The sequence below is a fragment of the bacterium genome, from assembly GCA_039961635.1.
Taxonomy (GTDB): Bacteria; 4484-113; 4484-113; order JAGGVC01; family JAGGVC01; genus JABRWB01.
In genome coordinates, this window is sequence record JABRWB010000019.1 from 26,127 (window position 1) to 47,711 (window position 21,585).

The 21,585-nt window shown below is 58.5% G+C and carries 22 protein-coding genes; 4 read left to right on the forward strand and 18 right to left on the reverse strand.

Going from position 1 to position 21,585, the window contains the following annotated elements:
• Positions 1-3: 3 nt before the first annotated feature.
• Together HRF49_03225 and HRF49_03230 are read right to left on the reverse strand one after the other, a co-directional pair.
• Complete coding sequence (locus tag HRF49_03225; protein ID MEP0813661.1) at positions 4-948, reverse strand: hypothetical protein; 945 nt, start codon at positions 946-948, stop codon at positions 4-6.
• A gap of 383 nt (positions 949-1,331) precedes the next feature.
• The gene (locus HRF49_03230; protein MEP0813662.1) at positions 1,332-1,523 is read right to left on the reverse strand and encodes a 2-oxoisovalerate dehydrogenase; all 192 of its coding nucleotides are present in this window, start codon (positions 1,521-1,523) and stop codon (positions 1,332-1,334) included.
• A gap of 48 nt (positions 1,524-1,571) precedes the next feature.
• Here HRF49_03230 and HRF49_03235 point away from each other — a divergent pair, with 48 nt between their 5' ends.
• On the forward strand, positions 1,572-2,393 hold the full coding sequence (locus tag HRF49_03235) for a hypothetical protein (protein MEP0813663.1): 822 nt from the start codon (positions 1,572-1,574) through the stop codon (positions 2,391-2,393).
• 14 nt (positions 2,394-2,407) lie between these two features.
• Here HRF49_03235 and HRF49_03240 read toward each other — a convergent pair whose 3' ends face one another.
• From HRF49_03240 to HRF49_03315, 16 genes are all read right to left on the reverse strand, one after another.
• Positions 2,408-3,259 (reverse strand): hypothetical protein, encoded by an 852-nt coding sequence (locus tag HRF49_03240; protein MEP0813664.1) that lies wholly within the window; start codon positions 3,257-3,259, stop codon positions 2,408-2,410.
• Between the two features lie 123 nt (positions 3,260-3,382).
• Positions 3,383-3,979, reverse strand: coding sequence for a DinB family protein (locus tag HRF49_03245; protein MEP0813665.1), 597 nt, complete (start codon positions 3,977-3,979; stop codon positions 3,383-3,385).
• Positions 3,980-4,073: 94 nt separating this feature from the next.
• Positions 4,074-4,658, reverse strand: coding sequence for a DinB family protein (locus HRF49_03250; protein ID MEP0813666.1), 585 nt, complete (start codon positions 4,656-4,658; stop codon positions 4,074-4,076).
• Between the two features lie 77 nt (positions 4,659-4,735).
• Positions 4,736-5,782, reverse strand: a complete 1,047-nt coding sequence (locus HRF49_03255) for a prepilin peptidase (GenBank protein MEP0813667.1) — start codon at positions 5,780-5,782, stop codon at positions 4,736-4,738.
• The gene (locus HRF49_03260; protein MEP0813668.1) at positions 5,783-6,925 is read right to left on the reverse strand and encodes a PilT/PilU family type 4a pilus ATPase; all 1,143 of its coding nucleotides are present in this window, start codon (positions 6,923-6,925) and stop codon (positions 5,783-5,785) included.
• 62 nt (positions 6,926-6,987) lie between these two features.
• Positions 6,988-8,031: a hypothetical protein gene (locus HRF49_03265; GenBank protein ID MEP0813669.1), complete on the reverse strand. Its 1,044-nt coding sequence runs from the start codon at positions 8,029-8,031 to the stop codon at positions 6,988-6,990.
• A complete protein-coding gene (locus HRF49_03270; protein MEP0813670.1) occupies positions 8,021-8,509 on the reverse strand; it encodes an NYN domain-containing protein in 489 nt (162 codons plus the stop codon). Before HRF49_03270 ends, HRF49_03265 begins: the two co-directional genes overlap by 11 nt.
• Before the next feature lie 102 nt (positions 8,510-8,611).
• Complete coding sequence (locus tag HRF49_03275) at positions 8,612-10,315, reverse strand: S41 family peptidase (GenBank protein ID MEP0813671.1); 1,704 nt, start codon at positions 10,313-10,315, stop codon at positions 8,612-8,614.
• A 131-nt stretch (positions 10,316-10,446) separates the two neighbouring features.
• Complete coding sequence (locus tag HRF49_03280; GenBank protein MEP0813672.1) at positions 10,447-11,625, reverse strand: peptidoglycan DD-metalloendopeptidase family protein; 1,179 nt, start codon at positions 11,623-11,625, stop codon at positions 10,447-10,449.
• Positions 11,622-12,491, reverse strand: coding sequence for an ABC transporter permease (locus HRF49_03285; protein ID MEP0813673.1), 870 nt, complete (start codon positions 12,489-12,491; stop codon positions 11,622-11,624). The genes HRF49_03280 and HRF49_03285 overlap by 4 nt, the downstream gene beginning before the upstream one ends.
• A gap of 75 nt (positions 12,492-12,566) precedes the next feature.
• Entirely contained in the window at positions 12,567-13,247 is a 681-nt protein-coding gene (locus tag HRF49_03290; GenBank protein ID MEP0813674.1) for an ATP-binding cassette domain-containing protein, read from the reverse strand.
• A gap of 73 nt (positions 13,248-13,320) precedes the next feature.
• A complete protein-coding gene (locus HRF49_03295) occupies positions 13,321-14,073 on the reverse strand; it encodes a WecB/TagA/CpsF family glycosyltransferase (GenBank protein ID MEP0813675.1) in 753 nt (250 codons plus the stop codon).
• Between the two features lie 101 nt (positions 14,074-14,174).
• Positions 14,175-15,524, reverse strand: coding sequence for a hypothetical protein (locus HRF49_03300; GenBank protein ID MEP0813676.1), 1,350 nt, complete (start codon positions 15,522-15,524; stop codon positions 14,175-14,177).
• Positions 15,525-16,473: 949 nt separating this feature from the next.
• A complete protein-coding gene (locus HRF49_03305; protein MEP0813677.1) occupies positions 16,474-17,091 on the reverse strand; it encodes a hypothetical protein in 618 nt (205 codons plus the stop codon).
• Positions 17,092-17,249: 158 nt separating this feature from the next.
• On the reverse strand, positions 17,250-18,017 hold the full coding sequence (locus HRF49_03310; protein ID MEP0813678.1) for a hypothetical protein: 768 nt from the start codon (positions 18,015-18,017) through the stop codon (positions 17,250-17,252).
• A complete protein-coding gene (locus HRF49_03315) occupies positions 18,014-19,357 on the reverse strand; it encodes an HlyC/CorC family transporter (protein MEP0813679.1) in 1,344 nt (447 codons plus the stop codon). The genes HRF49_03310 and HRF49_03315 overlap by 4 nt, the downstream gene beginning before the upstream one ends.
• Positions 19,358-19,438: 81 nt before the next feature.
• Between HRF49_03315 and HRF49_03320 the strand changes: the two genes are divergently transcribed.
• The 3 genes from HRF49_03320 to HRF49_03330 form a co-directional block, all read left to right on the forward strand.
• Positions 19,439-19,789, forward strand: coding sequence for a hypothetical protein (locus HRF49_03320; GenBank protein ID MEP0813680.1), 351 nt, complete (start codon positions 19,439-19,441; stop codon positions 19,787-19,789).
• Between the two features lie 9 nt (positions 19,790-19,798).
• On the forward strand, positions 19,799-20,845 hold the full coding sequence (locus HRF49_03325) for a hypothetical protein (GenBank protein ID MEP0813681.1): 1,047 nt from the start codon (positions 19,799-19,801) through the stop codon (positions 20,843-20,845).
• Positions 20,846-21,362: 517 nt separating this feature from the next.
• On the forward strand, positions 21,363-21,585 hold a 223-nt coding region (locus HRF49_03330), incomplete at its 3' end, for a hypothetical protein (GenBank protein ID MEP0813682.1).

A 21,585-nucleotide genomic window follows, 5' to 3' on the forward strand; every position in this document is an offset into this window, starting at 1 on the left:
GGGCTAAGGCTCGTAGTTTGGGTTGGGACACTGAAACTTCAAACTGTCCGGATCGATGAGTGGGTCGCCTTCTGTTGCAGTCGCGCTGTAATCAACTCCGTTAATCGTGACTGTCCAGACTTCACCGGCGGCATGCGCGCGTCCGTAAAATTTGCCATATTCAGGCGGGATCGGCACGTTGACCCAAGTCAGTTTAGCCCATTCGGGATCGCATTCAAACGGGTAGCTTCCCGGAGTCGAAACCATTGCTTCCGGCATTAAACCCGATTTGAAATACGCCCAAAATCCATGCCCGAGGCTCAATTGGCCTTGCCTGTCCCATTTATCCTTCCAGATATAACGAATTGAGTAGTCGGTGTAAGCATCAGGATCGAATGGCGTGTCCGCTATCAATCCGCATGCGCCGTTGCGAAAAATCCACTCTTCGCCAGGTGTCTTTTGTTCGGCAAGAACCATCATCACACCGGGTTTCATGACCTTGTACCATAGGTGGCCCTGCTCTAGCTTTGGAAATTCCTGGCCTTCTTTAAGCGGGTAGTTTATGGCAATCAGCTTCAGCATCCCGCCTTCTGAAGAAGGAAACTCGAGCCAACTGACAACATTTTTGCCGTAATACCATTTCCCGTAGTCCTTGAGTTCTCCGCCAACCCATCTTTCCCAAATCAAGGCTCCGCCGATTCCGCAACAACCAGTTTGAGTGCTGGTTGTATTCTCGGTGCTTGCGGTCGTATCATGTGCTGAGACTGCGCATATCAGCGCAAAGAACAATGCAAGCAGGGCGAACAAAGGTATGCGATGAAATGTTCGCATTTTATCCTCCATCACAATGACCGTAAAGCCGAATTTATGCGCAGGTCGAGCTAGCATGACAATTGGGAGCCTCAAGCGAGCAAGTCCCTGTTGAGTCAGATCCACAATCCCATCTTGACCTGCAACCCGGTCCTTCATCAATCACGCAGTAATAGTGACCTGTTGCTTTTGCGGGAACGTCAGCCCAATCGCCGCCCCAAACGGAAACCCATGCATCGTAGCCTGAACCCGAATAATGCGCCCAGCCAGCGGCATTCGCATCTCCGTCGTAAATGGGAATTACAATTGACTGAAAGCCCGGTTTGGTATATACCGCAAAACCAATCGGGTCATCCGCGTGCACCGGCATCGCCAGACCGGCAACCAATGTGCAAACCGCAAGCAATGTAAAAAGCTGTTTCATACAAATCTCCTTAAGTGTATTCCCGTCACTGTGGCGGGATTGGAAACTATCAGAAAAAAAAAAACCTGTCAATGCCAACATACGTATAGATTATAGGCCATTTCCGGGATAGCGGAATTCAGCACTTTCGAACCACAATCCAAAGCGAGTCGACATTGCTAAAATGGCAGACAACCGCCTCTCGCATGTTCTCCCTGAGTTCTTCAAGCGTGTCGGCCTCCGTGATTATGTCTTCGCCGAGCGCTTCCGCGATGTAGCCGCCTTCTTCGGCTTCCTCGACGTTGAACACGATTTCCTGCCTGGGTTTCATATAATCACCCCAGCCTATTATACCCCGGGCCGACCATTCGAAGTTGCTTTGCCTTCATCGGCTACAATCCCGCCCGTGGAATTTGCGATTCTCGCCGTCACATCTTTCTGGCTCGGGGCGCTGCACGCGTTGGAACCCGGCCACGGGAAGATGATAATCGCCGCGTATCTTGTCGGCACGAAGGGGCGCGTGTACGACGCGGTAGTGCTCGGAATAGTCGCGACGATCACCCACACGGGCAGCGTGATTATCCTCGGCGTGCTCGCGACCGTCGCCGCGGAGTTTTTCGTTCCGGATACGGTGCAGAGGGCGCTTGAGCTTATATCCGGGCTGCTGATTCTTTTCGTCGGCGGATGGATGATCGGCGTGCGCGTTCGCGAAGCGAAAACCGGCGTCGCCGCGCACGCGCATCATCACCACGGCCACGCGCATCCGCACGGGCATGAGCACGGCCATCCCCACGCGGGTGAACACGAGCATCAACACGATCTTTCAAGCGAAAACACCAAAGCCGCTCCAGCCGCGCAGAAGCCGCTTTTCGCGCAGCTCGTCGCGCTCGGAGTGTCGGGCGGAATCGTCCCCTGCCCCGGCGCGATGACGGTGCTGCTGGCGGCCGTCGCGTACGGGCGTTTCGCCCAGGGATTGATTCTCGTCGTGATCCACAGCATCGGGATGGCGTCGGTTATGGTCGCGATCGGCATCGCGCTGGTCAAGGCCGCGGGGTTGATCGGAACGAAGGTCGCGGAAAGCAAGTGGGCGCGGATCGTGCCCGTTATCAGCACTTCGATAATCACGCTTCTGGGCGCGGCGCTGACCGCGCGCGCGATTTACCACATCGCCACCGGCGCGCCGGTGGAGCATCATCACTAGGATTTTCGTGAATTTTATTTCGGCCACGCGACGCCGCGCCAAACGAGCGGCTCGTCGTTCGGCTCCGCGCCGAATCCCTTTACCAGTTCCTGCGACGCCGTGTTCCAGTCCAGGATGTGGCAGAACGCGATTCCGTGCATCGCAAGCATCGTGTCGATTTGGAACGCCGCGAGCGAACGCGCATAGCCCTTTCTGCGGTGCTCTTCCGGAGTGTAAATCATCCCCATCGCGCCGGACAGATGCGTGCAGCTCCAGCAGACCGGCAGTCCGTCCACCTCGCACACGAACGACGGGCCGGCGTCAAGGCATCGCGCCGTGTACTCTCCTTTCTCGTCATAGTGGATTCCCTGCATCAACAGCTCTTTTAACTCGTGTCCTTTTCCCAGGCGGCATGGATGCTTGACCAAATGCGCGAACCGCGGCTCGCCCGTTATCGCCCAGATGTGCGCGGTGTTCCTGTTGTCCTCCTCGTCGCCGGTGGCTTGGAATCCCGCGGCTATCGCCGCCTCCCACGCGGGCAACGGAGCCTGATCCAAAAACAGTCCGCGCTCGCCGTTCGAGGTTTCGCCGTCGTTGCGGGGATTCTCCCAGTCATGCACAAGCGCGGGGTCCGGCCACGGCGGGGATTGTTCGACGCGCTCGCGGAAAAGATCTTCCATCACCGACGGCCATACCGACGGATCGCTCGCCGCGAGCCTGCACCATCCGCCCAGATGTCCGAAAAGGACGCGCGGATTTTGCGGATCGTCCACGAGCGCGATTGGAACTCCCGCCTCGTGCTTCGCTGTGAAGTACGAAACAAGCGAGCGCTCGATCGCCGGATGGCCGGCGACCCGCGGAATTACGTCCAGAGGATTGTCTATCATCCAAAGCACGCGGGCATGATACTACCCGGGCGCAACCGCCTTGCGACCGCGTCATTCCGCGCGTCGAAAGTTCCGGTCTCGGCCAAGTCGCGCGGCTTGGGGGCAATTCAGCCTGCCTGGAAACTACGATTCCCGCTCGGCGAACGAAATCCCGTGGAAAACGCGCATCAGCGTCAGCAAAGTTCCGCGATGCGCGGCTTCATGCGAAATAAGCGTGGCAATCACGCGCACCGGCGTCGCCGGGCCGTTCGCGAGAAACTCCTTGGGGAACTTGCCTTCCTCCACCTGTTTCTCCCATTCCTTGAACGCCTTCTCGGTGCCTGGAGTGGGCTCGTGCGCCTTCTCGATCGGCCAGGCCAGGACTTCCGCGAACTTGGCGCGCATTTCGGCGAACTTGGCCTTGACGTCTTCCAGCGTGAACTCGCGCGTAGGCATCCATTCGCCGGAACCGCCCTCGAAGTTTTCCGGCGGCTTCATGAACCAGTCGCCGTCCGAAAACTCGTCGCCCGAAAGCTGGCCGTAAAACATCAATCCCGCGTCCACGATGTGCGCCGCGAGCTCTCCGAGCGAAAAGTGCCAACTTCCGTCCTTGGTTTCGGGGCGCCAGTCGAAAAGCTCCGGCGTGAGCTTGGCTATCACTTTTTCCGTAAATTCGGTGTTCCATTTGTACGCCGGAAGCGCGTTGGCGATTGTTTTTGATGATGCAGCCTGCGAATCCATGATGATTCCTCCGTCAAAATTAGATTTATGCAGCAATTCCCCAAAGCCGCGGGAGCAAAAGGACTGCAACAAATCCGGTTCGCCAAGATGGAACTTAATCTTCGGCGAACGAAACACCGTGATGAAGCCTAAGAAGCGTGATGAGCGTGCCTCTGTGTCCCGTTTCATGCGCCATAAGCGACGCGGTCGCGTGCAACGCGTTTGCCGCGCCGAATGAAAGGAATCGCTCCGGCATCTTGCCCTCGCCAACCAGCTTTTTCATTTCCTCGAATTGGCGCAGCGCGCCATCCGAAGGAACATGCGCGGTCTCGAACGGTCGCGCCATAACTTCGGCCCATACATCGCGCGCTTCCTGCAGGTGCGCCTTGGCCTCATTCAGAGTGAAATCGAGTACGGGCGTCCATGTAACGTGCTGTCCGACGAAATTTTCCGGCGGGCGCAGGAAAAACTTCTCGAAAGAAAACACGCCGTCCAGCCGGCCGCGCCCTAGGAAATACGAATCGCCGATGTGCGCGACGATGTCCTTCAGCCTGAAATGATAGCTGCCGTCGGGTGTTGGCGGGCTCCAGTCCGCGATATCGGGCGTGATTTTGTCGACCACCTGCGCCGTGCGAGCCGCGCACCAATCATAGGCGGGGATGGCTTGCGCAAGAGTTTTGATTTCGAATTGTGAATTCATACAACTTCTCCTGAACCTTGGCGGGACAACATGATACCCCGCGCGAACACCGAAAAGCGATTAAGATTGTTGCAAACTCAAGGCGCGGCGGCGATGTGCGTAAAGCGCAAATACCACGTTATCAAATCCGCGCCCCAGAAAATCGCGGCGAAGCATCCAAGCGCCAAGAACGGGCCGAACTGCAGCTTCAGCCCGCGTTTGTACCGTCCGGTTGCCATCTTGGCGACGAGCAATCCCGCTCCGACGATCCCGCCCGCGAGCACCGCGTACGCGAACGCCGCGATCAGAAGCTTCCATCCTAGCAAAAGCCCCATGAAAGTCGCTAGCTTGATGTCCCCGCCGCCCATCGCGGATTGCTCTGCCGTTGCGCTTTCCGCGTCCAACACTTCGTCTTTATCGGCGTTGTCTTTGCCGAGAAAATGCCTAACCGGATAAGCGATCGGAAACGTCGCCAGGTACCAAAGCCACGCGAGCAACACAAGCGGGCCGCCTTCTTCGCGGAAAGTTTTCGGAAAAACCACAGCGTTGCCGATCATTCCGATGATCACAAGCAATAACGACAACGCGAAATAGCCGATGATTGCTGAAATCCATCCTCCCGAAGGACTTTCCCCGGAGAAAATCAACGCGGCTGCAAGTACAATCCCCCACCAGACCAGTTGGTCGGGAATCAAATAGGTTTCGAGATCGATGACGAAAACCAGGAAAAGGACGAAGGCGCAAGCCGCGATTATCAAAGCGGGAAAAAGCTCATATCCGGCGCCGGTCGCCAGCCGGTACGTTCCGAGCCATACCAGCATCGTTCCGGCTTCCACCAGCGGATACCGAACCGAGATAGCGCCGCGGCAATCCCGGCACTTGCCGCCCAAAATCAACCACGACAACACTGGGATGTTGTCGTACCAACGGACGGGCTTGCCGCATATCGGGCAGTGGCTTGGAGTGCGAACCACCTCTTCCCCGCGCGGAAGACGCCATATCAGCACGTTGGCGAAGCTTCCCATAATCAAGCCGAACACCGCGAGAGCCGCGTAAATGAGCGGCTCCGCAAGCGAGGCAATCGCGAGCTTGCGCGCGACTTCGGGGCTCATTTGCAGCAAGACCGGCACACGGAGTGCAGGCATTCAGATTCCGGCCTCGAAATCTTCCCTTTTCTTGAGCCTGCCGGATTCGTACGCTTCAATCTTTTGGCCCTTCACCTTGTACTCCGCCGCCTGACGTTCGAGCAGCTTGAAGTCGTGCGGAGAGGTGGCCGCGTTAAGCGCCGTGTCGTAAGTGATTTTGCCCTTGTGATAGAGCATGAGCAGGTACTGGTCGAAAGTGATCATCCCTTCGGCGTTGCCTTCTTCGATCGCGTTCTTTATGGAGTAGGTCTGCTCTTGATCCTCGATGAACTCGCGGATGCGGGCGGTGGTTTTCATAATCTCCATCGCCGGAATACGGCCGCCGCCGACCATCGGCAGCAAGCGCATCGAGATTATTGCCTTTATTGTTTCCGAAAGCATAAGCCGGGCTTGCTTCTGCATGTCGTGAGGGTAATAGTCCACGACGCGGTTTATGGTCTGCACTACGTCCAATGTATGGAGGGTGGTCAGCACGAGGTGGCCGGTGAGCGCGGCCTGGAACGTAGCTGTGACGGTTTCGCGGTCGCGCATCTCGCCTACGAGGATGATGTCCGGATCTTCACGCATCGCGCCGCGGATGGCGTCTATGAAATTGTCGGTGTCCACGCCGACTTCACGCTGGTTGATGATCGCTTCCTTGTCGTGGTGGACGAATTCGATCGGGTCTTCGAGCGTGATGATGTGAACCGGACGACGGTGGTTGACGTATTCCAGCATCGACGCGAGCGTGGTGGACTTGCCGGAGCCGGTGGTGCCGGTCACGATGATAATGCCGCGCCGTTCGAGCGAAAGCTCTTCCAGTATCAACGGCAGGTTCAATTCCTCGAATCCGGGAATACGGTCGGGAATGAGACGAAGCGCAGCGGCCAGCTCGCCGGTCTTGCGGAAAATGTTGCAACGGAAGCGGCCGACGCCTTCGAGCTGGTACGCGAAGTCGATCTCGTTCTGCTCCTCCAATTTATACTCGCGTTTCGGAGTGAGCAGCTGCTTGCAGATCTTCTCAAGCGTTTCGTTGTCCAGCACGGGGAAGTCCGTGAACTGGAGGTCGCCGTCCACACGGATAATCGGCGGCCTGCGCGCGCCTAGGTGCAGGTCGGACGCGTTTTTGCTAGCCATATATCTTAAAAGGACATCAACATCCATCGCGGACCTCCGAAGTAAAGCAGGCTAGAATTGTAGCACACGTTCGTCGCCGTCACGTGCGCTCAGGCGCCCTGCCCAATAAATAAATCCTCAAGCGACAGCTTGTTCCCGCCGGTGGATAAAATGCGAAAACCATCGCCTTCGGCGGCGAGCAAAACGAATTCCGAAAGGAGCGTAATTCCCTCCCCGGTCACTTCCACTCGCCCCGACAGCGACACCTGCCTCGAACGTTCCCGCGCAGAGAACCTGCTGCAGGAAAAGTCAGCCTTTCGGCCGTCGGGGGCAATGAAATGACCCGATATCTTTTCGGAAGGCGAAGCGCGCGCGACAATCTCGAAGAGCCCTTTGTCGGTGGAAAGCGCGAGAGTCGGCGCGTATAGCGAGCCGCTAGGAGACTCGATCGAGATTCGCTCGCAGGCGGCGTCAAGAATTTCCCCGCCCGGCCCCATAACCGCGGAAATCGAATCGCCCGACACGGATGCGGTTTCGCCGTAAAACGGGTTTTCGGGATCCTTAACAAAAAACATCGGAATCGCGCCGGAGAAGGCTTCCGGGATTTCCGCAAGGCCTTCGTCGGGGTAGTATTTTGCCTCGCCGGTTGCAACACTCCCGAATTCCGCCGCGTTCATTTCGACGTTTCCTCTGAACGCGGCCACGCGCCTTTCCGTTTTATTTGAAAACGCGCCCGCAAGCGAAGCTTCGTCCGCGGCCACGGATAGCGCCGGTTCGACGAACTCCGCGACTACATCGCGCGCCATAACCGCGTTCGCATCTTCGTCCGCGCGCAGCTCCGCGCACAGGAACTCGGAATCCCGCCAGCGCGCTTTGACTCCGCCCGTCAACTCGACCACCACCGGGGGTTTCGACAAGGTCACGCTTTCGGCATTCGCGGTCAGCTCTCCCCAAGTGATCGTGATTGTGCCGCGGCCGACCCCCTTCGCCTTGCCGCCCTCGAACTCCCATCGCCAGTCCCCCCCGCTTATCCTAATCGGCCCCGAAAACGCGGACGCGCCTCCGGCCGCGATTCCGGAACCGTCCTGCGCGGCCGCGCCTGCGATAAGCGAAGCGAAAATGCCGCAAAGCGAAAGAAAAATCCTACTGCTCATATAGCAAAACGTCGCTGTTCAAGGCGGTGAACTCGGTTGCGGCCTTTTTAAGCTCCTCGGAAGTGTTCATCGGGAATCCGTACACCTCGACCCGCGAGCCGCGCGCCTTCAAGGCGTTGACAAGCTCGGAGAAGTCTCCGTCCCCGGTGACCAGTGCGATTATGTCGACGCGGTCGCACAACATCAGGCAGTCCAAGGCCATCCCCATGTCCCAGTCGCCTTTCGAGCTTCCGTCCGGCCTCACTTTTAGCTCCTTCGATCTGACTTCGAAGCCGTTCAGCTTTAGAAAGTTCAAAAAACTCGTTTGATCCACTTCTCCCGCTTGTATAACGTACGCGATCGCCCGCGTAAGGTTGCGCCCGTTGACTATGAAATTAAGCAGTTTCGCGAAGTCTATCTTGCGATTGTACTGGTGCTTGGCCGAGTAAAACATATTCTGCACGTCTATAAACACGGCCACCCTCTGTCCGAGCATCATGTCCCACGGGCTGACGATTTTTTCCATCCTTTAAGCTCCTTTTAAAATTGTGAAATTTGAGATGAAAGCATTTGGCGCGGCGTTTGGCCGCACCGCTCCGGATCACCCGCCGGACGCCCCGGGTGTCTGGTTGGTGGAGTTTTCGTCCGATTCCGGCTCCAACGGATTCTTTTCGGCGGCGTCCTCCTTCAGTTTGGCCGCGAACTCGGCTTCGGATTTATCGCGCGCGGCGGAACCCTTCGCGAAATAATCGTCGAAGGCGTCCTGCACCCTGCCCAACACCACATCACGCTCGCTCATGCTGTCGAAAAACTCCTGGCGTGCCTTGATAATCCGGTCGCGCATCTGGTTCACTTCGGCCTCGATTTCGGCCAGCCTCGGGATTTCGCTCTTGTATTCCTCGAACGAAATTTGCACGTCTGGTTCGAGTCCGCCGTTCGCGTCGATGTCGTGGCCGTTCGGCGTGAAGTATGTGGCAACTGTCAGCACAATCGCAAGCTGGTCGGACTGCACGCCGGAAAACTTTGTCGCATTCGTAACATGCACGGGAACGTCCCCGACCTTGAATCCGTCGTCGGTGAGTGCGGTGATCGCGCCTTCGACGGACGCCTCGCCCGTGTCACGCGCAGGATCCGGATCGGCCTTGACTTCCGTCGCCCGCACCGAGCCGTCCGGCAGTTCGTACCCGTATACGATCACGTTTGCGGACTCGCGGAAATCTTCAAGCCGCATCTGCGAGGCATCGTTCTTTATCTCGACGATTTCCTGCACTTTTCCTTTTCCGAAAGTTTTCTCGCCCACCAGCACGGCCTTGCCGTGGTCGCGCAGCGCGCCGGCAAGCACCTCGCTTGCGGACGCGGTATTCATGTCAACAAGGATAATCACGGGAATTTCGAAGCGGGGAAAATCCTTTTCGACTTTTCGCTCTTTTGCCTCGTTCCTGTAAACCAGCCTGGTAACCACCGCGCCTTTCGGCAGAAACATGCCGGCGATGTCTATCGCGTTGTCCAGCGTGCCTCCGCCGTTGCCGCGCAAATCAATTATCAGCTTTTTCATCCCCAGCTTATCAAGGTTCTGCAGAGCTTCAAGCGTTTCTTTGGTCGTGTTTTCGCTGAAGCTTGCGATGCGGATGTAACCTGTTTGCGGTGCGATTATCCGCGAATCCTCAACGCTGTGAATCGTCACAGTCTTGCGCGTTATTTCTACATCGCGGGTGATGTGGGTAACCGCGTCGGATACGGTGAGCGAGACCTTCGTGCCTTCTTTGCCGGTGATCCTTTTTCCGATTTCATCCAATGTCAGCCCCTCGGTCGACGCTCCGGCGATCATTGTTATGTAATCGTTCACCTTCAGCCCGGCATCGGCGGCCGGAGAGCCGCGAAACACGCTCGATATCCGCGGAAGCATCTTGTCCGGATCGATCTCTATGCGCACCCCGATGCCCGCGTAGCTTCCCGTAGTTTCAGCGTTCAAACCGCGGTATCCCGAAGGATCAAGAAAGCTAGAATAGGGATCGAGAAAAGGTTCCCTGTGGAGCACCTCCACCATTCCGCGCATTGCGCCGTACAAAAGGTCTTTTTTGTAATCCTTCAGCGGCTTGACGTATCTCCGGTTCAGCTCCGCGTAAGTCTTTTCTATCAGTCCGACCTGCAGCTCGTCGGCGCCGAACGCGGTCTGGCCGGGATTCGAGCCTTTCATATATCCCGCGCCGAATGCCACCACCGCGATCAATACGAATATCGCGATGGACAGCGCCCGGTCCAATATGTATTGGCTTCGCGATTTTGATTCGAATTTTAAATTCATATTCATCAATCCTCAAACGATCCGATTGAAACGGCTAAAAGCCGCACATCAGGCGATTCCCGAAGCCCGCAGGAGCGGAGAGTTTAGTACAAACGTTCAATTGGCAGAATAAATGAATCCGTATTCCATATCTACAACTTGCGCATAGGATCCACCGGGTCTCCGTTTATCCGCACTTCGAAATGCAGATGGCTGCCCGTCGAGTAGCCGGTCGAGCCCATCCGCCCGATAACCTGTCCCGCCTTCACCACATCGCCCGTTTTCACGCCAAATGCCGATAAGTGACCGTAGAGCGTGCTCACGCCCTTGCCATGATCGATGATTATGCATTTGCCGTATCCGCCGCGCCAGTCCGCCCAGATAACCTTCCCGTCGCCTCCCGCCTTTATCGGATCGCCCGTCTCGCCGTCGATATCCACCCCCGTGTGCATCTTCGTCACGCCGAAGATCGGATGTCTGCGGTATCCGAAGCCGGAAGTAATCGGCCCCGGCGCAGGCCGCAGAAAGCTGCCCTTCCATTCTCCTTTGTAACCGCCACCGGACGACGTGAGCCTTCTGATGTCCGCCTGAATCCGCTTGCTTTCTTCTTCCAGCTCCTTTACCTGCTTCAGGTAAAGCGCCTCGTCCCTGGAAATCGCGTTAATCGCGTCCTGCTTGGTGCTGCGCGTTGCCTTTATCTCCTCTATTCGGGCAGCGATCTCCTCCTTTATCTCCTTCACCTCGTTGATCTTTTGCTCGACCGCGACACGCATCATCACCACTTCGGCGATCTTGTCCTCCACCTGCTCGATAAGCTGTCCGTCGTTCTCGACTATCACCTGCAGGTAGAACAGCCTGTCGATGAAATCCGAGAAGCTTTGCGCGCCCAGGACGACGTCCAGATAAGTCATGTCGCCCTGCTTGTAGATTTCCACGCTGCGGTCGGCGAGAAGGCCGCGCTTGTCTTCCAGGTCCGCCTTGGCCGACTCGTGCTCTTCCTCAAGCCGCGCCTTTTCCTTTTCCTGCTCGGCCAGCTCCGCCCGAACGCCTTCAAGCTCCTCCTGCGACTTCAAAAGGTCTCCGTCCAGCTTGCGAAGCTCCTCCGAAAGGCTTCCTTTTTCCTCGCGCAGCTTGCGGATGTCCGCCTCGATGCGCTTCTTCCTTTCGCGGATGTCCTGCAGCCTGGATTTGTAGCTGCGTGCTGCCGACGCGGGGGCCGCCTGGAGCCCCGCGAAAGCGATGACAAGCGCCAGCGCGGCGAAAACCGCCGCCGCCCGGCCTCCCAACAGCCGCCTGAACACGCCTTTAATAATAACACTCAAGCCGTTCACTTCCTGTCCTCCAGCTCGCGGCGGATTCTGGCGGTCTCTATCAGCATCTTTTCGTCCTCGTAAAGGAACCTGTTGAGCGCGCTGAAGCTTGATGCCAGGCCGACCGCCGAGCCGAGCGCGACCAGCGCCAATACTATGAACTCTAAACGGGCCGGCTCCATTTGCGCGCCCGCGGAAAGCACTTTAAGCTCGCCTATCAGGTTGGCCAGGCCGTAGTAGCTGGCCCATACGAGCCCCGCCGACACGGCGCCGCCGAGCATCCCGACCAGCATCCCCTCGAGCAGGAACGGCCAGCGGATGAACCACTTGGTTGCTCCGACGAGCTGCATAATCCTGATTTCGCGCCGGCGCGAATAAATCGAAAGCCTGACTATGTTGTTGATGGAAGAAAAGCTCGCTCCCAACAGCAAAAGAATCGTGACGCCGAATATCAGCTGCGCGACGAACAACGCGCGCGAGAGCTTGACGACGATATCCTGGCCGTAGCGGACATCGTCAATTCCATTGATGCGCCTGACCTGCTCCGCAAGCTCCTTCACTTTGTCCAAACGCTTCGCTTTGACCGTGTAGCTCGCGGGCAGAGGATTGTATTCGAGCAGACTTTCGAGGTCGGTTCCGGTCGTCTTGTTCCAGTTCTCGGCGGCTTCCTCGGCGCTTATGAACTTGACTTTTTCCACTCCTTCGAGCGCCTTTATTTCCTTGTCTATGCGCAGGAAATCCTCCGGCGCGAGATCTTTTGACAGATAGGCATGAATCTCGACCATTTTCGACAGCCGGCCGATGAAATTGCTGATTCCGACGATTACAACGAGGAAGTATCCGAGAACCAGAAGCGAAATGGTCACCTGCAAGCCGTAGGTGAGCACGATGAACCTGTTTTCCCGCAGGCTGGAGAAGAACTCCGCGAAATAGAATCCCAGGTTGCCTATTTCCGCGCCCTCCTAATCGTGGTAGCCCCCCGCGGATGTGTCGCTTACGATTCGCCCGTGCTCGATTCTGACGACGCGCTTGCGCAGCACGTCCACTATTTTTTCGTCGTGGGTGGCGACCACGACAGTCGTCCCGCGCCTGTTGATGTCCAAAAGCAACTCCATGATGCCGATGCTGGTGTCCGGATCGAGATTTCCCGTCGGCTCGTCCGCCAGAAGAAGGCTCGGCCTTCCGACAAGCGCGCGCGCGATGCACAGGCGCTGCTGCTCGCCGCCCGACAACTCGGCCGGCTTGCGCTCGAACTTGCCGCCCAGCCCGACCAGCTCCAGAGTCTCCGGAACCAGCGAGCGCTGCTGCCGCGCGCCCATACCCTGAACCTGAAGCGCGAACGCGACGTTTGCCCATGCGGTCTTGTTGGGCATCAAAAGAAAATCCTGGAAAATCACCCCTACACGCCGTCTGAAGTATGGAATTTCGCGCGGCCGCAACTTGGCCACGTCTTTGTTGAAGACGAAAACGCTGCCTGACGTCGCGATCACATCGCGGTAAACGAGCTTGAGCACGCTCGATTTGCCGCCGCCGGTCGGGCCGACGATAAAGACGAAGTCCTGCTTCGGAATGTGCAGATTGACCTCCCGAAGGGAGCCGACCATGTTTCCGTAAGTAAGGCAGGCCTCGACCAACCTGATCATTTGCCTGACACCGTATTCATAATATTTCTTGTTCCTGGCGAGCAGGGTAAGACGCAGGGGATCCACCTGCGGTTCACCGCTTTCCACCCGCATCGAACTTCGCCCGAAACGCCTCGTCCCGCTCCATCGAAAGATAGTGCGGAATGAACTCCAGCCGCGCGATCCGCCGCGGATCGAGCATCGCACGGTACAGCCATTCCAGCCCGGCCGCGTTAATCCATCCGGGCGCCCTGCGGAAAGCGCCGCTCCACACCTCGAAACTGCCGCCCACACCCACAACCAGCCCGGCCGACAGCTTCGGACGCCACTCGTCCAGCCAAAGCTCTTGGTACGGGCTGCCCATTCCCGCAAGAAGCACTTTCGCGCCGCTGGCGTTTATCCGCTCCACGACCTTCTCGTCAAAGCCGCGGAAATAGCCGTGATGCGCGCCCGCTATGCGGCATCCCGGAAGCGTTTCGCGCAGCTTCGCCGCGGCTGCGTCCGCCACGCCCGGCTTGGAGCCGAGCAGAAAGACGGAGAAATCCCGCTCCCGGCTTTCGCGGACGAGGTCGAACGCGAATTCGATGCCGGGATAAACCTCCACGGCTTCTCCCGCGATGCGCCGCGCGCTCCTTGCGATGCTTTGCCCGTCCGCGATAAGCAGCTCCGCCCTCTCCAGAAGCATCCGAAACCGGACGTCCTGCGCGCCGCGGACGATCATTTCAGCGTTCAGCGTCACGACGTGCGAACTTCGGCCCGAAAGGGCGCATGCCGCGGCCCAGTCAAGGATGTCTTTTCTGGGACCTTTGGCCACCTGCAGGCCGAACAGCGCGACCGTCGCAATCACTTGAAAATGATAGCACAGGGTTCTCCATAGGCCGGTGAACGGTTACATGGGCCGCTCATGCAATTGCAACCAAATATAAAATGCCAGGATTGCCCTGATTGCTAATTCATTACAGCCGCCACCACGCCGTCGCCGCTGGTCGCCATCAGCAGACGGCTTGGAAATTCTGGCATTACATGCAGCGCGAAAATCCTTGAATGCGTCAGCATGCCTCCGAGTTTCGACCAAGTCTGGCCGTTGTCGCCGGAATAGTAGATTCCCGCATCCTGTCCCGACCCGGCTTGGTACATCGAGCTTGAAGCCGCGACAAGCGAGGACGGCGCAGCCGGAAGAGCTGTCACGTCCATTACATACGGCTGGGAAAGCACTTCCGTGAAGACCTGCCCGTCGTCCGATACGGTAAGCCTGCCTTGCGAAATCGAGCCGTCGTACGTCCAGCCCGATACGAACAAGCGCCTGGGAGATCCCGCGAAGGCTATCGAAGCCACGTCGGTTTCCGGGAATCCCGCCGCCTGCGTCCAGGTCGCGCCGGAGTCCGACGAGCGGTACAGCCCGGCAGAAGCTCCGTATTCTCCGAACCAAGTCGAGAGTCCCGCGTAGACTTCGCTGGGGTTTTCCGGATTCGCCTTGAGCGCGAACGCTAGTGATTTTTTTTCCGCGGGAATTCCCGTCGAGATTTCAGTCCAACCGGTTCCGCCGTCGTCCGATTTGTAAATCGTGTCGCCGTGAAACGCGACATAAACAACGTCGGACTGCCGAGTCGGCCCCCAAACAACATCAATCGCCGGTCGACCCGCATTGTCTGCAGACGATGGAGGAGTTATCTCCACTACGGTCTCTCCGCCGTCAACGGAGTGAAACACCTTTGCATTTGCTGTTTCTCTGATGCCGCCGCTCCATGAGGTGGCCGTGAAGTAAAATCGCGACGGATCGGCGGGATTGACAACCACCCGGCCCCCCGCGTCATTGTCTGGGTCAACCCTCTGGCCGGTGTCGTCCGTGTACCACCAGATTTGCTTCCATGTCTGCCCCTGGTCGTCAGAGCGCCAAAGGCCTATGTCCTCGAACGCGCCGTAGAGCGCGCCGCCGCCGCTCTCGATATCGTACGCGTAAACGAGCTCCGCTCCCGTGCCCATCCACCTGTCACCGACCTTTTTTGTGGAAGCCTGGCGCCAGCTCGCGCCGCCGTCGTCGCTCAAAAGAACCGCAACATCGTTGCACGAAATCAATTTCGCCGGATCGGACTTTGATATCGCGATTCCCTCTGGCGAAATCTGCCAATCGGTGGCGTATGTGTCGTTAACCCAGCCTGAAGTCAGGTCCGTCCACGCGCCGTCGTATTTCCATACTCCGCCGCGGAATTCGTGCGTTCGCAAATTCAGGTACAGAATCGAGCTGTCCAGCGGATGCAGCGCCGCCCCCTGAGGCCGAAGCAGCTCCCCCCCCTCCAACCTCGATTTCCTTTGGTATTCCGGGCACCTCCGTCCAAGAAATGCCATCGGTTGAACGGTAAATTCCTCCGCTCCAGTTGGCAACGTCTCCGTCGTCGCCAAGCACATGCAGGATGTACCAAAAATTCTTGGCGGAACCGGTTCCCGTAATCGAAATCCAGTGTCCGTGGTCGTGCGCAAACGGCCCTCCGACCGGAGTAAAGGTGTCGCCGTTGTCCGAAGACTTGAACAATCCCGCACTTGTCGCCGCGTAAAGCTCTCCGGTTTCCGGATCGAAAGCGAGCGAGCTGATCACCGCATCTTCGTTTATCCCTACCGCATCCGCAAGCTCGAAGCTCGTTCCATTGTTCGTCGAACGGTAAACTCCCTGGCCTGTGTCGGGATAGTGCCAGTCGCCGGTGCCGGCGACCACAAGGTTGGGATCAAGGGCGGAGGATGCGACGCAGTCGAAAGGCACATCGCCCGCCGCGGGATTCCACGGCAAGGCCGGCGCGACGGCAGTCCAGGTTTCTCCCGTATCCGCAGATCTGAACAACCCGTTCCAAGCGGCAGCGTAAAAGACCGCGTCGTCAAGCGGATCAGCGAAGATGCCCGAAATGCCGTATGTGCTTGTCGTGAAATCCGGGCCGGTGATACCGCTGTTTACGTGCCTGAAGGTCTGCCCGCCGTCGGTCGTTTTGAATATTCCGCCTACATCCTGGCCCACAAGAAAAACATCGGAGTTCGTATTGTGAAACGCGGCCGAATAGGACGCTCCCCCTCCCCCCGGGCCTAGGCTGGCGAATCCGCCCAACGAGGTCGGCGTACCTCCGATTCCTTTTGAAATTACATTGCTTGGGCCTCCGTAGGAGTCGTCGCTTTCGTCGAACGGAACGACGCGGTAATGGCCGTCGCTCGCCGCGGCAATCAAATGACTGAAAACAATAGCCCCCCCTCCGGTGGGAGCCGATTAAGGGTCGAAGTACGCCGAGTCGATCCAGTCGAATTCAATCCCGTCGTAGCTGTACTCGATGTCGTATCCGCTTACCGTGCCGAGATAATTTATCGCGATACTGGTCACGTCGGATACCCCCACCTCCCCGTTTCCATCTCCGTCTATCAAAACGTCGGCGGCGTCTGGAAACGCCCCCGCGCCGTTGTTGTGTAGAAAGTGCAACGCGATGGGCGTGATATCGGCGACAGAAACTTCACCGCTTTGGTCATAATCGCCCGTGTTTTTATAAGTCCAGGTCAATTCGAACCCTTCCCCAACTTGCGTCCCGGAGAGGTCGGTTACGGTCCCCGCGGCCCCGGTCGGAGCTTTCGAGATTTTTCTTTCGGACAAAAGCCTCCCCGACCCAATCTGCCTGGCCAATTCGCTTTTTAACAATTCCAAGACGGAGTTGTCTCCGCGGAAATCTTCCGCCGGCTCGAACGCAGCGATTTCGGCCAGTATCTCCGCGGTGAATCCCTCCGCGGGTGCTTCCAGCTTTTCCTCGGGAACGCGGCTTTTGGGCTGGCCGCAAGAGAGCAACGCGAACGGCAATGCGATCAGAAACGCGAAAAGGGAATTCCTAAAACCGGCCATTCCAAATCCACCCCGATGTCGTTATTGATAGAACGCGCCGCGGGTACCGCGGGCCGGATAAAGCACCCGGACTGCATTCCCGCAACTGCAAAGTAAATACCCGCCAACCCGCTTTTTGTGCGCGTTTCCGCGGCTTCCGCAGGTTGTAAATTCCCCGCTTACTGCTCCGTTTCCGCGTCCACGACCTGATCCCACTTGTCCGCCCAGTCAAGGCCGTCCGGGAAAATCATCAGGCACTGCGTCTTGCCCCCGACCGTTTTCGGGCGCAGCTGGAACCGCTGAAGCGTGCGGGTCACGCCGACCGCGAAACGCGCGAAGTCGCGCGCGTCCTGCGGCGTCATCCCCTCGAACCCGAGCGAAGGGAGCGCGATTTTGTGGTGCGCGCCGGAGCCGTCCCGGATTTCGGTGGCCGACAGCATCGTCGAGAGTATGTCCCCGTCGCCCATCCAAAGGCAGCCGTAAATCAGCCTCCCGTCGTGGAAATTGATCTGCTTGGACGTGTTCTGGTGCGTGACCACGCTGTAAACTTCCGGAAACGGCGTGCCCGCGCCTTCCTCGAATCCGGCCACCAGAAACTGCGCCTTCGCGTTCGGATGGATGTCGTGAAAGTGCTTTCTAAGCGCCTCCGCCACTTCCTGGACGCTCGACTTCTCGGTGCAGTCGTTGTAAACGCAGTTGCGGATTTCGAAGGAGAGCGGCTGGCCGTCCACCACGTGCTCGCCAATCGCGGCCACGCCCACGCGGTCGTAGAAAGAGAACACTTTCTCCGCCGTGTCGGTGGCAACGGTCAGTATCCTCTGGGGCGGCTCCTTCGGCTCCTGGCCGTGCTCCGGCACTATCGGCCGGCGCTCGAGCTGCATCATCTGGCGGCTGTCGCTCGCAAGGACGATCGCTTCCGGAACGTAAACGCAAATCGCAAAGCTCATTTCCTGTCACTCCCGGCCGCGCCCGCGGCCTCGCCCGCGCGCGGCGTAATTTTCACCTTTGAAATTCTCATACCCTTCATGACAGTAACCTCGATATCGGCATTGTCCAGCCGGAGCACATCGCCCGGAGACGGCAGCCTGCCCAGCCCGTCCATCACCAGCCCGGCGACGGTCTCGTAGCCCTCGCCCTCCGGCAGCCCGCATCCGAGCTCGTGGTTGAGATGGCGCACCGCGGCGATTCCCTGCGCGATAACGCTGCCGTCCGCGTTTTCCGTCCAGAGCAGCCCTGCGGGATCATGCTCGTCCTGGATGTCGCCGAAAACCTCCTCGACCACATCCTCAAGTGTAACAATCCCGGCCGTCCCGCCATGCTCGTCAATAACGACCGCAAAGTGATTGCGTCCGTGCTCGAGCTCCTTGTACAAGCTGAGAATCGGCAATGTCTCGGGGACAAACGGAATATCAGGGCGAAGCCAGCGCGTGACCGGCGAATCGTCCGTCGCCTCCGGGTCAAGCAAAGCGTCTTTCAGCACGACGATGCCGATTATCTGGTCGATGCTGCCTTTGTACACCGGCAGGCGGCTTTTGCCCGAAGCGCGCGCCGCCGAGCAGAGCTCCGCGCGCGTCGCGTCCGCGCCGACCGCGATGACGTCCGGACGCGGCGTCATTATCTCGTGCGCCAGCGTATCGCCGAACTTGAAAATCCGGCGCGCCAGTTCTTTTTCGAAATGCGGGATCGCTTCATGGCCGCGGATCATATGCTCGATTTCCTGCTCCGTCACTTCGCTTTGGGTCACCTTGCCTTTCGTGAACGGCCTGCTGAAAAGGAGCGTGGACACCGAAATCAGCCAGACGAACGGATAGGTAATCCAAATGAAAAAGACCAGGAGCGGCGCGGAAAGGCGCGAAATCCTTTCCGGAAACACTATCGCAAGCATTTTGGGAACCAGCTCGCCGAAAACGAGAAAAACGTAGGTCAGTGCAACGGTGACGAGTACGTAGCTGATCGCCATCCCGTAACCGGGCGCGATTTTCTCGATGGCCGGCGCGATAATCGGCGCGATCACAGCGATCACCGCCGCGCCGCCGACGAAGTTGACGATCGTGATTCCGAGCTGGACGGCGCCCAGCCATTCGCTGGGTTTGCGCGTAAGCCGCAAAAGAAACCGGTCGCGGGGATTCCCCATTTCCTCCAGCTGCTTCAGCCTGCTGCCGCGAAGCGCGACGAGCGCGGTCTCGGCCGCGACGAAATACGCGGAGCCTAAAACCAGAACCAGGGCCAGCAGAATTTGAAGCCCGACACCGCCTTCCGGCGGCGCGGAGCCGATTCCTCCGTGCACGAAACGAGTATACCAGCTTATAATGCGTCCTCCGGCTGAACATCGGGTACGGTTTTTCTGTCGGAATGATGCCCTGTGTCGGTGGACGATCGTCATTACCTTGAAGTCGGAAGCTCCGAGCGCCCCGAGAGGGCGGCGGACGACGCGGCGTATGCCGGGGATGCGGCCGCAAAGCAGGCAGGCGCGGGATTGCGCGCCCGCGCGGACGATGCGGCGCCTACCGTCAAACGCGGCGAACGCGCCGGGGAATTCAATCCCTGCGCAACGTTCGCCGCGATCGACTTTCGCGGCGACCGCGCCCCGTCGGACTTCCTTTGCGTGGGCGAGCGGATCTCCAACATTTTCTGGCAAATAGTGATGCTGGCTGGTATAATCGCCGGGACTCTGCTCCTGTTCTCCAATTGTCCGGCGGTTCGAATTCCCGCCGGATAGCGAGGTACGATGATTTCACGTTTAATTTCGGTTTTCGCATTCATTTTTGCGCTCTCGATCGGCGCCGCTTTCGCCCAAAGCGAGGGAACCGCGCCGCCCGAGGACGGAAACGCCAAGGGAGGCCCGGTCGCCGAGGGCGGCAAGGACGAGCCGGTGGACCTGTCCATCGCGCCCGCGCCGCGGCACGACATCGCCGGCCCGGATTCCACGGACGTTGCGTACTCCCGCGTCGAGTTCGTCAAGGGCCGCAATCTGCCCAACTGGACTTACACGTACAAGGTGTTCGACGCCGACCGGGAATTTCGCGGCAGGATGATAGTGCGAAAGTTCGAGGCGGACGACCTGCGATTCGGGCGGCTTGTGGTGTTGGACAAGGAATACATGTTCCCGCCGCAGCGCGTCATCCGGATGGCCTACCGCAAGGAAGGCGCGACTCCTTTGTTCAGCTGGATGACCTACCAGTTCGGGGACGAGGAAAAAAAATTCACCGCCGACTATTACTACGACCAGATATTCGTGCGCAACGAGGGCGAAACCGTTTTCTATCACAACGCGATTCCCAATCCGCCCGCGAGCTTCGACATAGACCAGCTCATCTGGATAGTCCGGCAGATCGACATCGGCCAGCTTTCCGGCTGGCGGCTTATGAGCGTCAACGTGCCCACGCTCGAAGAAAGCTACCAGGTGCGCGTGACGCGCGAGGATGACGTAGAAGTGAAGGCCGCCGATTTTAAAAAATACTCCTGCGCACATCTCGTTTTCGACTTCGGCTACGTCAACAAGGACGACCGCGTCAAGGAGCATTATTTCGTGGAGCTTGCCGAGCCTTACCGCGTTATCCAGTACGCCAGCGGTAATATTCTTATGCTTTACGAAAGCGAGCGCCAGGGTAGCGGGGGCGACGACCTGATGCCCGGCCAGAACGTGCAGCAGATGCCGGAACTGCCCAAGGAAGGCGAAGCCTCACCGGCGGAGGGCGAAACCCCCATCCCACCCCCCGCGGAATCCGCACCGCCGCCCGCGGAAGCCGCGAAGGAAGCGCCCGCGAGGGGATAGCCGGCCGGGTATATTCGCCGATACTGTCGTTTTCGAGTGGTAAGCATGCCGCAGCGCGGCCTGATCGGCGCATTATAGCCTGGTCCAGCGCCTTGGCACCGGCAGTTAAATGCCGGTAATTGCGCACCTGTATTCCGATATAATTGCGAGATTTCGCAAAAAACTCCGCCGCGCGTGACCTTCCCGTGCGAGTGATTTTTCAGCGCGCGTGATTTTACCCGCGCGTGTTTTTCACCCGCGCTTGTTTCCCCCCGCGCGTGATTTTTTCCGCGGATCGGGGTATAATGCACGCGAACGGCTTCGGACGGCCGCGGACTATCCGCCGGAGGCGGAAGCAATGACACGAAGAATAAGGGGCTTTTGGACAGGATCCGTTTCACGGAGGCACCCTCGCGCCCCTGTTTCGATAGCAAATCTCAACATTCTTGGAGGTAGCGCAAATGGTTAAGCGGCTGACAAATCTGGTCATGGGGGGGGGGCTGGGATTGCCATAATCCTCTCCCTGTCGGTGCTCGCCATGATCGCGGCTAGTTTCACAAGCTGCGGCAGGGGCGAAGGGAAGCAGTACGCCGCGTCCGCGCGGGACGCGGGCGAGGGCGGCACGAACCAATCCGGCGGCTCGATCGGCTCGGAGCGCACCCCGGCGATCGATCCCGGATTCGGCGGAGACGACGAGCCGGAAGGGGGCGGGGAAGGGCTGGACGGCGGGGACCTGATTGATCCGTTCGAGATGCAGGATT

What these genes read in the sequence shown, in the direction of transcription:
- HRF49_03225 (MEP0813661.1), bottom strand. Translation starts at nt 948, where the DNA reads ATGAAGGACCGGGTTGCAGGTCAAGATGGGATTGTGGATCTGACTCAA.
- HRF49_03230 (MEP0813662.1), bottom strand. Translation starts at nt 1,523, where the DNA reads ATGAAACCCAGGCAGGAAATCGTGTTCAACGTCGAGGAAGCCGAAGAA.
- HRF49_03240 (MEP0813664.1), bottom strand. Translation starts at nt 3,259, where the DNA reads ATGATAGACAATCCTCTGGACGTAATTCCGCGGGTCGCCGGCCATCCG.
- HRF49_03245 (MEP0813665.1), bottom strand. Translation starts at nt 3,979, where the DNA reads ATGGATTCGCAGGCTGCATCATCAAAAACAATCGCCAACGCGCTTCCG.
- HRF49_03250 (MEP0813666.1), bottom strand. Translation starts at nt 4,658, where the DNA reads ATGAATTCACAATTCGAAATCAAAACTCTTGCGCAAGCCATCCCCGCC.
- HRF49_03255 (MEP0813667.1), bottom strand. Translation starts at nt 5,782, where the DNA reads ATGCCTGCACTCCGTGTGCCGGTCTTGCTGCAAATGAGCCCCGAAGTC.
- HRF49_03260 (MEP0813668.1), bottom strand. Translation starts at nt 6,925, where the DNA reads ATGGATGTTGATGTCCTTTTAAGATATATGGCTAGCAAAAACGCGTCC.
- HRF49_03265 (MEP0813669.1), bottom strand. Translation starts at nt 8,031, where the DNA reads ATGAGCAGTAGGATTTTTCTTTCGCTTTGCGGCATTTTCGCTTCGCTT.
- HRF49_03270 (MEP0813670.1), bottom strand. Translation starts at nt 8,509, where the DNA reads ATGATGCTCGGACAGAGGGTGGCCGTGTTTATAGACGTGCAGAATATG.
- HRF49_03275 (MEP0813671.1), bottom strand. Translation starts at nt 10,315, where the DNA reads ATGAATTTAAAATTCGAATCAAAATCGCGAAGCCAATACATATTGGAC.
- HRF49_03290 (MEP0813674.1), bottom strand. Translation starts at nt 13,247, where the DNA reads ATGATCAGGTTGGTCGAGGCCTGCCTTACTTACGGAAACATGGTCGGC.
- HRF49_03305 (MEP0813677.1), bottom strand. Translation starts at nt 17,091, where the DNA reads ATGGCCGGTTTTAGGAATTCCCTTTTCGCGTTTCTGATCGCATTGCCG.
- HRF49_03310 (MEP0813678.1), bottom strand. Translation starts at nt 18,017, where the DNA reads ATGAGCTTTGCGATTTGCGTTTACGTTCCGGAAGCGATCGTCCTTGCG.
- HRF49_03325 (MEP0813681.1), top strand. Translation starts at nt 19,799, where the DNA reads ATGATTTCACGTTTAATTTCGGTTTTCGCATTCATTTTTGCGCTCTCG.